General features: G+C 42.5%; 13 protein-coding genes. 11 read left to right on the forward strand and 2 right to left on the reverse strand.

Features of this window, described 5'->3' with window-relative positions:
* Window positions 1–199 precede the first annotated feature (199 nt).
* From BM043_RS06070 to BM043_RS06105, 8 genes are all read left to right on the forward strand, one after another.
* On the forward strand, window positions 200–865 hold the full coding sequence (locus BM043_RS06070; protein WP_092789797.1) for a metal-dependent transcriptional regulator: 666 nt from the start codon (window positions 200–202) through the stop codon (window positions 863–865).
* The gene (locus BM043_RS06075) at window positions 862–1,773 is read left to right on the forward strand and encodes a metal ABC transporter solute-binding protein, Zn/Mn family (protein ID WP_092789798.1); all 912 of its coding nucleotides are present in this window, start codon (window positions 862–864) and stop codon (window positions 1,771–1,773) included. Before BM043_RS06070 ends, BM043_RS06075 begins: the two co-directional genes overlap by 4 nt.
* Window positions 1,770–2,558, forward strand: coding sequence for a metal ABC transporter ATP-binding protein (locus BM043_RS06080; RefSeq protein WP_092789800.1), 789 nt, complete (start codon window positions 1,770–1,772; stop codon window positions 2,556–2,558). The genes BM043_RS06075 and BM043_RS06080 overlap by 4 nt, the downstream gene beginning before the upstream one ends.
* A gap of 3 nt (window positions 2,559–2,561) precedes the next feature.
* Complete coding sequence (locus tag BM043_RS06085; RefSeq protein ID WP_092789802.1) at window positions 2,562–3,848, forward strand: metal ABC transporter permease; 1,287 nt, start codon at window positions 2,562–2,564, stop codon at window positions 3,846–3,848.
* Window positions 3,841–4,740, forward strand: coding sequence for a metal ABC transporter permease (locus BM043_RS06090; protein ID WP_245752963.1), 900 nt, complete (start codon window positions 3,841–3,843; stop codon window positions 4,738–4,740). The genes BM043_RS06085 and BM043_RS06090 overlap by 8 nt, the downstream gene beginning before the upstream one ends.
* Window positions 4,741–4,751: 11 nt before the next feature.
* Complete coding sequence (locus tag BM043_RS06095; RefSeq protein WP_092789947.1) at window positions 4,752–5,207, forward strand: thioredoxin family protein; 456 nt, start codon at window positions 4,752–4,754, stop codon at window positions 5,205–5,207.
* Window positions 5,204–6,586 carry a tRNA uridine-5-carboxymethylaminomethyl(34) synthesis GTPase MnmE gene (mnmE, locus tag BM043_RS06100; RefSeq protein WP_092789804.1) on the forward strand — a complete coding sequence of 461 codons (1,383 nt, stop codon included), beginning with the start codon at window positions 5,204–5,206 and terminating at the stop codon, window positions 6,584–6,586. Before BM043_RS06095 ends, mnmE begins: the two co-directional genes overlap by 4 nt.
* 145 nt (window positions 6,587–6,731) lie before the next feature.
* Window positions 6,732–7,508, forward strand: coding sequence for an SDR family oxidoreductase (locus BM043_RS06105; RefSeq protein ID WP_092789805.1), 777 nt, complete (start codon window positions 6,732–6,734; stop codon window positions 7,506–7,508).
* Window positions 7,509–7,531: 23 nt separating this feature from the next.
* Here the strand turns inward: BM043_RS06105 and BM043_RS06110 are convergent, their stop codons facing one another.
* Window positions 7,532–8,257, reverse strand: a complete 726-nt coding sequence (locus BM043_RS06110; protein ID WP_092789807.1) for a hypothetical protein — start codon at window positions 8,255–8,257, stop codon at window positions 7,532–7,534.
* Window positions 8,258–8,631: 374 nt separating this feature from the next.
* On the opposite strand from BM043_RS06110, the gene BM043_RS06115 reads away from it, so the two are divergent.
* Both BM043_RS06115 and BM043_RS06120 read left to right on the forward strand, forming a co-directional pair.
* Window positions 8,632–9,249: an NADPH-dependent F420 reductase gene (locus BM043_RS06115; RefSeq protein ID WP_092789949.1), complete on the forward strand. Its 618-nt coding sequence runs from the start codon at window positions 8,632–8,634 to the stop codon at window positions 9,247–9,249.
* Between the two features lie 137 nt (window positions 9,250–9,386).
* Entirely contained in the window at window positions 9,387–10,061 is a 675-nt protein-coding gene (locus tag BM043_RS06120) for an ROK family protein (RefSeq protein WP_092789809.1), read from the forward strand.
* Window positions 10,062–10,122: 61 nt separating this feature from the next.
* Here BM043_RS06120 and rfbA read toward each other — a convergent pair whose 3' ends face one another.
* Complete coding sequence (gene rfbA / locus BM043_RS06125) at window positions 10,123–10,983, reverse strand: glucose-1-phosphate thymidylyltransferase RfbA (RefSeq protein ID WP_092789811.1); 861 nt, start codon at window positions 10,981–10,983, stop codon at window positions 10,123–10,125.
* Window positions 10,984–11,223: 240 nt separating this feature from the next.
* Between rfbA and BM043_RS06130 the strand changes: the two genes are divergently transcribed.
* On the forward strand, window positions 11,224–12,705 hold the full coding sequence (locus BM043_RS06130) for a glycoside hydrolase family 32 protein (protein WP_092789813.1): 1,482 nt from the start codon (window positions 11,224–11,226) through the stop codon (window positions 12,703–12,705).
* The last annotated feature ends 52 nt before the right edge of the window (window positions 12,706–12,757 follow it).

The following is a 12,757-nucleotide window of genomic DNA, read 5'->3' on the forward strand; positions in this document are numbered from 1 at the left end:
TTTACCCTCTATTCTCATTTATATCTATTTATTAATCAATGGTATATCAATTTTAAAAGTTGAGCCTAATTATTTTTTTAGCCTTATCTAATTTCGTAAACACATTCTAAAATGACTTATCAACAGGTGATTTAGATTATTTCAAATATTTATTTAGATAGGACTTAATTTATTTTTATATTTGTCTGACAATTGAACGATTATGATTTTGACTACGGCTGAAGAGAATTATCTAAAAGCAATCTATCACCTCTCCGACGAGGGCAAAAAATCCGTTTCGACCAATGACATTGCCGCCGAAATGAAAACCAAGCCGGCTTCAGTTTCAGACATGCTCCGAAAATTGGGAGAAAAATCGGTTATCGAATACCGCAAATATTACGGGGTTCATATCACCGAGGAAGGAAAAAAACTGGCCCTGCAGACCATTCGAAAACATCGGCTTTGGGAAGTCTTCCTGGTCGAAAAATTAAACTTTGCCTGGGATGAAGTTCATGAAGTTGCCGAGGAATTGGAGCATATTCAATCTCCCCTACTGATACAGCGACTCGATGCTTATTTGAATTTTCCCAAGTTTGATCCCCATGGAGATCCGATTCCCGACGAATATGGAGATGTACGCTCCCGACCTCGGATACAGCTCAATGAAATGGAGATCGACCAATCCGGTCAGATTGCAGCTGTCAAGGACAGTTCGGCAGCATTCCTTAGGTACCTGGACAAAGTCGGCGCATATATCGGAGCCCGGATCAAAGTCCTGGACAAAGTGGAGTTTGACGGGTCATTGGAGATTTTGGTCGATCAAAAGAAAACCCTCTTTATGTCAAAAGATGTTGCTTCCAATATTTTGGTTCTTCAATCATGAAAAATCTTCTTCTATTAGTTTGCTTGTTCTGCCTTTTTTCCTGCAAAATCGAGCGGGAAAACGGGCGTGAAAAACCTCTGATCGTAGCGACCACAAGTATCTTGGCGGATGGAGTTTATAATCTTGTCGGCGAAAATGCCGAGGTGGTCTCCCTTATGCCGGCCGGAGTCGATCCTCATTTGTACAAAGCATCCGTCAGAGATTTGGATCTACTTCAAAAGGCCGATTTAGTCATTTATCATGGCCTTTTTCTAGAGGGAAAAATGACTGAGATTTTTGAAAAGCTGGAATACAGTCAATCCATTATCAATATCTCTACTGAAATCCCGGATAGCCTGCTTATCCGATCGGGTCCTGAGGCCCACAGTGTGGATCCGCACATTTGGTTTGATGTCAAACTCTGGTCCCTAGCCATGAAATATACCGCAAAAGAACTGAAGGAATGGAAACCCGAATGGAAGTCAATGGTGGAGGAAAATTCTATTCTGTATCAAATCAAACTGAATGTGCTAAACAAGGAAATCCAAGCGAAAGTCAAGGAACTGAAGGCTACGGGACAAGCTTTGATCACTGCACATGATGCCTTTGCATATTTTGGGAAGGCCTACGATTTTGAGGTGAGGGGACTTCAGGGTTTGTCCACATTAAGCGAACCCGGAATTCGAGATCTGACAGATCTGGCGGATTTCGTCGCGGAGCGAAAAATTAAAGCCGTTTTTGCCGAACAAACCATTTCCCCCAAAGCCATCAATGCCTTGGTTGCCGCTGGCAAAAATCAAGGGCATGACATCCAATTGGCTGGACCTCTTTATACAGACAGTTTGGATCAGCCCTCTACTCCTGCCGGAACCTATATCGGTATGGTACAAACCAACCTACAAATCATATTTGAAAGTCTCAAGCCATGATTAAACAAGTCGAAAATCCTATTCTCGAAATTCACGATCTCACGGTCAGCTACGAACAAAGTCCCGTGCTTTGGAATGTGGACCTTTCCTTACCCGCCGCTAAACTTATTGGGATTTTAGGACCAAATGGTGCTGGAAAATCTACCCTGATCAAGGCGATTATGGGTTTGGTGGATCACAGCAGCGGTTATGTCAAAATCTTTGACAAAAACCTGAATGAGGTCCGAAGTCGGATCAGTTATGTTCCCCAGCGAGAATCAGTCGATTGGAATTTTCCAACTTCAGTTTTGGATGTGGTCACAATGGGCACTTATGGCAAGTTGGGAATTTTCAAGCGTCCCGGAAAAAAAGAAAAAACCATTGCGCTGGAGTCTCTTGAAAAAGTAGGAATGAGTGCTTTTGCCAAGCGCCAAATTTCCGAACTATCCGGAGGACAGCAGCAGCGGGTGTTTATTGCACGAGCTCTAGCTCAGGAGGCCGATCTGTATTTGATGGATGAGCCATTTGCCGGGGTGGATATGGCTACCGAAAACGCCATTTTTGAACTACTCCAGAACATGGCAAAAGCTGGCAAATCCGTAATCGTGGTACATCATGATATTCACTCTGCGATGAAGTATTTTGACTGGATGATCATGCTCAATCTGCATTTGGTAGCATCCGGACCAAAAGATGAAGTTGTCACAGAAGACCTACTTCGGAAAACTTACGGTGGTAAACTCAACTTGCTCACTCAAGTCAATGAAATCATCCGTCAAAAGGACTTTAACCCTTTGAAGAATTAAAAAATGGACCATTTTCTCTATTTCTTCACCTTTCAGGATTCCTCGATTGCCTTTATCGTGATCGGAATTACACTTTTGGGCATAGGTTCGGCTTACGTGGGGACCTTCAGTTTTTTGGACAAAAAGGCATTATTGGGAGATGCCATTTCCCATGCCGTCTTGCCCGGTATTTGCCTTGGCTTTCTCCTGGCAGGAGAAAAGAACCCCATTTATATCGTCGGAGGAGCATTTGTCTCGGGTGCGATTGCCACCTTTTTGAGTTCCTGGCTGAAAGAAAACACCAAACTCAGTGAGGACACGATCATAGCCAGTATTTTATCCATCTTCTTTGGATTCGGAATTGTGCTGTTGACCGTGATTCAGAAAACGGGAAACCCGGAAATGGCCGGTTTGAATCAGTTTATTTTCGGAAATGCCATCGGGATTTTGGAAGAAGATCTTTGGATCTATGGGGGTTTGGCGGTTTTGATCATTCTGACCTTGACGATTTTCATGAAGGAATTCAGCCTATTGGTATTCAATGCTGAATTTGGAAAAGCGATCGGATACCCGATGAAAAGCATTCGGCTTCTTTTTAATGTCCTGATGATCCTTTCGGTGATCATCGGGATTCAAGCGATCGGAGTTGTCTTGATGGCCGCATTATTGATCACGCCAGGTGCGGCGGCTCGCTTTTGGACGGATAAGCTTTCTGTACTCTTGGTGCTAGCGGGGATTTTTGCGGTCATCTCTGGAATAGCCGGAACCTACATTTCCTATGTCATTCCCCAAATGCCCACCGGTCCTTGGGTAGTCGTAAGCTTGTCTCTTTTGGCTCTGATCTCTTTCCTTTTTGCACCAAAGCGCGGAATGGTTTACCGATATTTTGCCCGAAAAAATTACCTGCGAAAAACCCAAAATGAACACATTCTCAAAAGTATTTTCAAAGCTACAGAAGAAGGAAAATCCGGGCTAACCATAGAGGAAATCTATCAACTCTATCCCGAACAAAAGAAGCAATCCCTTAAGTCAATAAAAAATTTAAATAAAGATCATTATTTAATAGTAAATCAGAACTTTATATCCTTAACCAATAGCGGATTGACTGAAGCCAAACGCGTGGTAAGACTTCATCGTCTATGGGAATCTTACCTCAATGAATACATGAATATTGCCCCTGATCATGTGCATGAATCGGCCGAAAAACTGGAGCATTTGCTCACTCCCGAACTGGAGGCTTTGCTTGAAAGCAGACTAAATTATCCCAAACTAGATCCACACCAAGAAAACATCCCAAGAGATCATGATTAGTTTCGACCAAAATGCTTTTTTAATTATTGTCACAGCATCCCTAATCGCCATTTCCTGCGGTCTGTTGGGTGTCTTTATGATGCTGCGCAAAATGGCTATGACAGGAGATGCGATTTCCCATGCCGTGCTGCCCGGAATCGTAATCGGTTTTTTTGTATCCGGAAGTCAGCGGGGCCTTGAGGTCATTATCGGAGCAGGATTGCTCGGGATTTTAGCAACCTTGATGATTGACTGGCTCCGCAAAAAAGCCAAGGTGCAGCTAGACGCCTCGATCGGAATCACCTTTACCCTGCTCTTTGCGATTGGGATCATCCTAATCAATATTTTTGCTTACAAAGTTGATTTGGATCAGGAATGCGTACTCTATGGAGAGATCGCCTACCTTCCCATTGACCTGTGGATTACGGGTTCAGGCATGAGTATGGGGCCTAGGATTACCTGGCTTGCTGTCCTGAATTTACTTCTGGTCTTAGGCTTTATCCGATTGTTATTTAAGGAGTTAACTCTGACCAGTTTTGATGAAAACTTTGGTTTGGCACTTGGGATACCTGCAGGTGCAATCAATCTTTCGCTGATGAGTATGGTGTCTTATACTACGGTCAGTTCCTTTGAGGCGGTAGGTGCGATTTTGGTTGTTGCGCTGCTGGTCGTGCCTCCTGCGATTGCATTCCTCTGGACCAAAGAACTTATTCCTCTGATGAAACTTACCGTCTTGTTAGCCCTACTGATTTCCGTTTTAGGCTACTATTTGGCATTTTGGCTTGATTCTTCGATAGCCGGAATGATGGTCACAGTAGCAGGGGTCATTTTCTTGGTTTCTGCTGTTTTGAAAAGTAAAAAGTCTAAATTTAGTTTTGGAACTCAAGAAAAGGAGAAGTCGTTTACTCACTGATGATTATTACTATGAAGAAATACCTGATTCTGTTTTCATTTCTACTCCTAGCTCAATTGAGCTTTGGCCAGGATAAAATCGAATGGATGAAATTCGAAGATGCCATCGCAGCAAATCAGACCAATCCCAAAATGCTTTTGATTGACGTGTACACGGATTGGTGCGGTTGGTGCAAAAAAATGGACAAGGAGACCTTTACCGATCCAAAAGTAGTCGCCTATATCAACGAGAAATTTCACGCCGTGAAATTAAATGCCGAAGACAACGAGCGTACCTTTGATTTTCAGGGGAAAACATTCAGTGAGGCTCAAATGGCTGCAGCGATGCGAGTTCGCTCCTATCCCAATTTTGTAGTCATCGAGCCCACTCTTAAAAATATTGCTCAACTACCAGGATACCGAACGCCGGATCAGTTTATGGCTGGGTTGAATGAATTAATCGAAAAAGCCTTTAGATCAAAACCATGAGTTTTAGCCTCGCAGAACGCGAAGATACCATCATAGCCCTGGCTACCCCACAAGGTGTCGGGGCTATTGCCGTTATACGTTTGTCTGGAAAAGACGCCATAAAAATTTGTAATGAGGTTTTTTTTGGGAAAAACCTCGAAAAACAAGACAGCCACACCATTCATTTTGGGACGATTCGTGACGGGGAGCGGGTGATCGATGAGGTATTGGTTTCTCTTTTTGTGGCTCCTAAATCATTTACCAAGGAAAATGTGGTGGAAATCTCCACCCACGGCTCCTCCTACATTATCAATCAAGTCATTCGACTCTTTGTCAAAAAAGGAGTTCGCCTAGCCAAACCCGGGGAATTTACCCAACGGGCTTTTCTCAACGGACAGTTTGATTTGGCCCAAGCAGAGGCAGTGGCTGATTTGATTCATGCCGATTCAGAAGCTTCACACAGTGCCGCTTTAAATCAAATGCGTGGAGGATTTTCATCGGAAATTCAGGAATTGAGAGCACAGTTGATTCACTTTGCTTCTATGATCGAGCTAGAACTGGATTTTACCGAGGAGGATGTGGAATTTGCCAGCAGGGATGATTTGAGAGTGTTGGTAGAAAAACTTCTTAGTGTGGTTGAGGAATTGATTTTAAGTTTTGACTTGGGCAATGTGATCAAAAACGGGGTTCCCACGGTCATTGCCGGAAAACCCAATGCCGGCAAGTCCACCCTACTCAATGCCTTGCTTAATGAGGAAAAAGCCATCGTTTCGGAAATCGCTGGGACGACTCGGGATTTTATCGAAGATGAAATCAATATCGGAGGAGTTATTTTTCGGTTTATCGATACGGCCGGGCTTCGGGAAACTACTGATACCATTGAAGCTATCGGAGTGACTCGAACCCAAGAAAAAATGAAGACTGCATCGCTGATTCTTTACTTGTTTGATTTGAGCGATACCGACTTGGTTGAGATCAATCGAGACATCAATAAACTGGAAAACCTCGGCGTTCCATTTCTTAAAGTAGCGAACAAAACAGATAAGGCTAAAGAAAATATTATCAATGAGTTAAAAATAAAACATCCTGACACCATTTTTATCTCTGCCGGACAAAAGGAAAACCTGGAAGGCCTCAAAGCCAGAATACTTGAACTGGTCAATCTGGATAAATTCAAGACCGGAAATACCGTCGTCACCAACGTTCGTCATTACGACAGTTTGGCCAGAACAAGAGAATCCCTGCTGGACGTATTGAATGGTTTGGACCAGGAAGTGACCAATGATTTCTTGGCCATGGATATCCGGAGATCCTTACATTATTTGGGAGAGATTACCGGTGAAATCACAACGGATGATTTGCTAGCGAATATTTTTTCGAAGTTTTGTATCGGGAAGTGACATCCCGGATTCAGAATTCTTCTTCTCCTTGGACCTGAAGTCAAGCCTCTAACCTTATGTTAGATCATGGGATGATCCTTCATTTTCTGATAATTTATATAATTTCAATCAGTAACAGATAAATGAAATATCAACCTAGATTCCTATGAACCTAAAATTAACCAATCAGCGATTTATAGTATGTGGCGCTAGCAGCGGTTTTGGGGAGGCAGTGGCGCGGCTACTTTTGGCAGAAGGTGCCCACGTAGTCTTAGTCGCAAGGAGAAAAGAGCTTCTTCAAGAAAAATTCGCTGATTTTGAACAACAGTCAGAAATTATCGCCGGTAGTTTTACTTCCCAGGAAACCCTAGACCGAATTTTTAATTCTGTCCAAAATCAGGATTTTCACGGCATATTCTTGAATTCGGGTGGTCCTCCCACCGGAACTCCCCTACAAACCACCATGAACGATTGGGATGAGGCTTGGCAACAAGTGATGCGTTGGAAAATCGACCTTTCACTAAGACTAGCTCCACTCCTAGTGAATAATGGCTATGGCAGGATTCTCTTTCTGGAAAGTCAATCGGTAAAACAACCCCTTCCCGCTCTGACCTTAAGTAATGCCTTTCGTGCAGCTGTTGTCGGCTTTGCCAAAACTCTCGCGTTGGAAATTGCTGCCAAAGGTGTCACCGTGAATGTTTTGGCACCTGGATCTCATGCTACTCCGGCGATCGAGCGGGTAATTAAAAATAAAAGTAGTCAGGAGAACATTTCCTATGAAGAAGCGAAAATGGCTATGGAAAAGAACATCCCTGTTGGACGAATGGGAAAAGGTGAAGAATTGGCTTCCTTGGCCGTTTACCTACTTTCGGAACATAGCAGCTTCATCACCGGACAGACCATCAGTCACGATGGAGGAAGTATCTCCGGGATTTTTGGGTAAAATTAGCTTTTGGAATAACCTCATCAATTTTCCAGAAATTGCCTAAGGGGATTTCCTCCTTCCCATGAACCCACCGTTTTGTAGGGGACAAAGTTGGCAAACAGCTCTTCACTGTACCAACCTAAGGTTCGGGTTTTTTGGATCACTTCACTGTGAAGCTTAGAGCGATAGGCATAATTGCGCATGGATTCTAAATCCTCCCAAAGACTAAAAGTAGCCTGCATCAGCCAGGGATATTCTCCGATTCCGATGGAGAAAATGGAACCATCCCTTTCGTCCAAATTCTTACTGACCGAGGGCACATAGCTCCAAAATTTTCTCAAAAATCGGAATTTAATCCGTGCCCGGGTAATCACCGCAACAGGCCCAGACTCATAAGGGTGGTTAGGATGAAAAGGGTTAATTCCTGACCATTTTCCATGAGCTTTACTGGTATTCATATAAATGGTCCAAATTTCCTTTGCCCGAGATTTAAATTCGAGAAAATGATCTGATTGCTCGAAGTAAGTGGCAGCCGCTTCCTCAGATTCCCAAACTCCCAATAAGGCATAAACATTGACATTGAGCATCTTGGAAAAACCATTTTTCCCTCCACTTCCCATCAATTTAAAAAATTCAAGTCCCTCTACTTTTTTGAATTGCTTAATGGATTTTCCCATTTGCCTAAATATCCAAAAGGCATGTCTTCCCTCAAATCTAAAAAGCGTGAAGGTGATGATTTGTCTTTTATTTTTTTTTACTACTTCCATTAAAAAGCAATTTATAAATCCACGAGCTTACCTGATTACTATGGATAACTGATGAATTTTATTAAAGTTCTAAGTACTCAAATTACATCAATCATGTCATAATGAATTGGCGATTTTGTCGATGGCTTAGGAGTGAGCTTTTGTCCCAAAATAGTATTTACGGATACTTACACTAGTTCACATGCATCTTTTTAAATTCAAAAAAAAGATCTTTAAATAATTAAAAAAGCTGAATATTTTGATTTTTAAATTTTTACCAAATATTATTTTTATTTTGAATATAAGCACTTATTTTTCAATTAATTACATTCTACTTCATAAAGTGAATGTTTGATTATCATCCCAAATCAATAGCACCCATTAATCCCGTTTTTATGAAATTAGGAATTCTAGGAGGGACTTCTTTAGCAAAAGCACTTGGAAAAAAATTTATCAATGCCGGTATTTCCGTAGCATTTGGAGTTCATCCCGATTTTGACGTAGAAGAAGTAGAATGGAAAATGCTCAATCGTCTCCATCATCGCATCTGTCCTTTTGAATCTGCGATCATCCAAGCCGATATAATTTTAATATGCAGTGAAAACGAACATTTGCAGGCTATCTGGCGTGCCTTTAAAAATACGGATACTGCAGACAAACTGATTATAGACTGCACCAATACCACCTACACCACTAAAATCAACCACTCTCCTACCAAAATACTCAAGCGAATAGCTCCTGAAGCTCATTTATTTAAGGCATTTAATAACCTTGGAATGGATTATCCGCTTTACGATCCGCTGGGTATTATCAAGGAAACCTACTTTTGTGGGGATGAGGTCCCCGAAAAAATCAGGGTGAAAAGATTAATTGAATTGATTGGTTTCAAAGCTATAGATGCCGGAAAATTTAATAATGCCACCCTTTTGGAGGCTTTTTATCACTTGGGAAAAGAGATCGCCGTTAACAAAAACGAAAACAATCAATTTCATTTTAAACTGATTTCCATTTAACTAAAGGGGTTAATCTGGAAATTATTTTTATCTGCTCGAAAATGCTGTACCGAGTAGCCTGTTTTTCCTTTAAATTTTATAGTTTCACAGTGAAATAAATAAATCTGTTTTGAAGGCAATTGCCCTGCTTTGACCGAATGAAAAAATCCAAAAATAACATCTTAGTAATCGATATTGGTGGTTCGAATGTGAAAATTCTAGCCACAGGGCAGGATGAACGAATCAAAATCCCATCCGGTAGTGAATTTACGCCCGAGCAAATGGTCCCATTGGTCAAAGAAAGTGCAGCAGACTGGTCTTTTGATGTGATCAGCATGGGATTTCCCGGAGTAGTCAAGCACAATAAAATCAAAAGCGAACCCGTGAATATGGGATCGGGATGGTTGGACTTTGATTTCGAAAAAGCCTTTGGCTGTCCGGTAAAAATCCTCAACGATGCCGCCATGCAGGCATTGGGAAGCTACGAAGGAAAAAAGCTACTTTTTTTAGGATTGGGCACTGGTCTAGGGACTGCCATGGTAATGAATCAGACTATTTTTCCAATCGAAGGAGGACATCTTCCCTACAAGAAGTCTACTTTTGAATCCTACATCGGCAAATCGTATTTGTTTAACAGCGGTCAAAAAAGATGGGAAAAGCATGTCAGTAAGGCGGTAGAAATCTTTCGAGACACGTTTCAGCCTGAGGACATTGTGTTGGGAGGAGGCAATTCCAAACTACTGACTGAAGTTCCCGAAGGCTGTCGCTTAGGAACCAATCAAAATGCCTTCAAAGGAGGATTTAGACTATGGGAAGAAGATTTTTGGGTTTAACTGACCTCAGAAAAAAGAGGTGCAGTTGATTTCAATTACACCTCTTTTTTTTGTTCAAGAATCAGGAAATCAAGCGCCTGAGATAGACACCATAGCCGCTTTTCCCCAATTTATCAGCCGCTTTAAGCAGCTCCTCTTTCCCTATAAAGTTGCTTCGATAGGCAATCTCTTCGATACAGCCGATCTTCAAGCCCTGTCGCTCCTCGATTACCTCGACAAATTGCGCCGCCTGTAGCAGAGATTGGTGAGTTCCGGTATCCAACCAAGCTGTTCCTCGATTCAATATCGCCACTTGTAACTCGTCCATTTTCAGATATTCATTGTTGATATCCGTGATTTCTAACTCTCCCCGAGGACTGGGTTTAATCTTTTTGGCGATTTCCACAACCCGATTATCATAGAAATACAGCCCCGGAACTGCATAGTTGGACTTGGGGTTTTCCGGTTTCTCTTCGATGCTGATGGCTTTTTGGTTTTCGTCAAACTCCACCACTCCATATCGCTCAGGATCATTGACATGATAGGCAAAAACCACTCCTCCCTGAGGATCGGTGTTTTCCAAAAGCGTTTTATGAAGCCCGGATCCATAGAAAATATTATCCCCGAGAATCAAGGCAACTTTATCCTTGCCGATAAACTCCTCCCCGATGATAAATGCCTGAGCTAATCCATCAGGGGATGGCTGAACGGCATATTCAAATCGACAGCCGAGTTGTGAACCATCGCCCAACAACTTCTGGAAAGCAGCCGAATCTTCCGGAGTCGTGATGATCAAAATCTCCCGGATCCCCGCCATCATCAAGACCGATAGTGGATAGTAAATCATCGGCTTGTCATAAACGGGCATCAATTGCTTGCTTACCGTGATGGTCAATGGATATAAACGGGTTCCGGAGCCTCCGGCCAAAATAATTCCTTTCATAGGACTTGGGTTAATTCAGATTTCAGGTTAAATAATCGGCTAAAACTACAAATACCCTTTTGATTTTTGAAATTTACCTATCGTTTACGGCCAACCTTTTTCCCAACTGGAAAAAAAACAAATTTCTATTTTAATACTTGTCAATCTTTTCCCAAGCTTTTGCGCGCTGACATTCTAAGAGAATGAAATCAAAATCCTATTTTTACCAGTAGTATTGCATTCCGCTTTATCTCAATTATTATGAAAAATCCAGCGCTGATTATCCTTCTTGTCCTGATAAATTTTGCCTGTCAACAGGCCCCGGAAATAACCTTCGAGTCAGCTCAATCAGAGAAATATCGCCCGATCTACCATTTCACACCTCCCACAGGCTGGATGAACGATCCCAACGGAATGGTTTTCTATGAAAATACCTATCATTTATTTTATCAGCATTATCCGGATTCGACAGTCTGGGGACCGATGCATTGGGGACATGCGACTTCAGAAAATTTAATCGATTGGGAGCATCAGCCCATAGCCATTAGCCCAGATTCATTGGGGTATATTTTTTCGGGAAGTGCAGTTTTTGATGTGGAAAATAGCTCCGGATTGGGAACGAGCGAAAATCCCCCATTGGTCGCCATCTACACCTACCACGATATGGAAGGAGAGCAATCCGGCAAATCAGATTATCAATCCCAAGCCATCGCCTATTCCTTGGACAAAGGAGCTACCTGGGAAAAATACGATCAAAACCCCGTGCTCCCCAATCAAGGAATCCGGGATTTCCGTGATCCCAAAGTAATGCCTTGGACATTTTCTGATGGGAAAAAAGGCTGGCTGATGACCTTAGCAGTATCGGATAGAATTCAATTTTACAGTTCAGAAAATCTCCTTGAATGGAAATTGGAAAGTGAGTTTGGGCAAAATCAAGGAGCTCATGGAGGGGTCTGGGAATGTCCTGATTTGATCCCGATGACTGCGCCGGACGGTTCGGAGAAATGGGTGCTTTTGGTCAGTATCAATCCCGGTGGACCCCAAAAAGGCTCTGCAACCCAATATTTCATCGGTGACTTTACCGATGGGAAATTCACTCCTGATGATCAATTGATCCGCTGGCTGGATTACGGGCCGGATAATTATGCTGGTGTGACTTGGGCAAATACACCCAATCGAAACTTGTTTATTGGCTGGATGAGCAATTGGCTTTATGCCCAAGTGGTACCGACAGAAACTTGGCGGTCGGCGATGACGATTCCCCGAGAGCTCAGTTTATTTGAAGTTGACGGAACTCTGTTGGTCAAATCAGCACCCGCCGAAGAGACGCTACAACTTCGGGGATCCTCATTTGAATTGGATAAATTACAGTCAAACTTACCCTCCGAAGCGGTGGAAATCACCGCAGAAATCGAAGATGAAGAGGCCTTTTCCATTTTGATCGAAAATGAGATTGGAGAAAAAGTCCTAATTACCCGAGACAATGGTCTAGTGAGTGTGGATCGAAGCCTTGCGGGCAATTCAGATTTTCATCCTGATTTTGCAGCTGTGCATTCGGCACCGATGAGTTGGGAAGCTAATTCACTTCGCCTCTTTTTGGATGCCAGTTCCTTGGAGCTTTTTATCAATGATGGAGAGATGGTCATCACTTCCACGCTCTTTCCAACCGAACCCTGGAAGAAGATCAGATTTTCTGAAAACCTCTCAACGATTAAACTTCATAACCTCGCAGAAATAAATTAAACCCTTTTGAATTTTACTCCGTACAAAGCATTAATTTTGATGAGTATTCCAT

Origin of the sequence: Algoriphagus hitonicola (assembly GCF_900113375.1) — a bacterium.
In the GTDB taxonomy this organism is placed as follows: domain Bacteria; phylum Bacteroidota; class Bacteroidia; order Cytophagales; family Cyclobacteriaceae; genus Algoriphagus; species Algoriphagus hitonicola.

Excerpts from the sequence above, each read along its gene's own strand:
- rfbA (WP_092789811.1), bottom strand. The coding sequence starts at position 10,983 with ATGAAAGGAATTATTTTGGCCGGAGGCTCCGGAACCCGTTTATATCCA.
- BM043_RS06115 (WP_092789949.1), top strand. The coding sequence starts at position 8,632 with ATGAAATTAGGAATTCTAGGAGGGACTTCTTTAGCAAAAGCACTTGGA.
- BM043_RS06095 (WP_092789947.1), top strand. The coding sequence starts at position 4,752 with ATGAAGAAATACCTGATTCTGTTTTCATTTCTACTCCTAGCTCAATTG.
- BM043_RS06080 (WP_092789800.1), top strand. The coding sequence starts at position 1,770 with ATGATTAAACAAGTCGAAAATCCTATTCTCGAAATTCACGATCTCACG.
- BM043_RS06075 (WP_092789798.1), top strand. The coding sequence starts at position 862 with ATGAAAAATCTTCTTCTATTAGTTTGCTTGTTCTGCCTTTTTTCCTGC.
- BM043_RS06110 (WP_092789807.1), bottom strand. The coding sequence starts at position 8,257 with ATGGAAGTAGTAAAAAAAAATAAAAGACAAATCATCACCTTCACGCTT.
- BM043_RS06120 (WP_092789809.1), top strand. The coding sequence starts at position 9,387 with ATGAAAAAATCCAAAAATAACATCTTAGTAATCGATATTGGTGGTTCG.
- BM043_RS06130 (WP_092789813.1), top strand. The coding sequence starts at position 11,224 with ATGAAAAATCCAGCGCTGATTATCCTTCTTGTCCTGATAAATTTTGCC.
- BM043_RS06105 (WP_092789805.1), top strand. The coding sequence starts at position 6,732 with ATGAACCTAAAATTAACCAATCAGCGATTTATAGTATGTGGCGCTAGC.
- BM043_RS06090 (WP_245752963.1), top strand. The coding sequence starts at position 3,841 with ATGATTAGTTTCGACCAAAATGCTTTTTTAATTATTGTCACAGCATCC.
- BM043_RS06085 (WP_092789802.1), top strand. The coding sequence starts at position 2,562 with ATGGACCATTTTCTCTATTTCTTCACCTTTCAGGATTCCTCGATTGCC.
- mnmE (WP_092789804.1), top strand. The coding sequence starts at position 5,204 with ATGAGTTTTAGCCTCGCAGAACGCGAAGATACCATCATAGCCCTGGCT.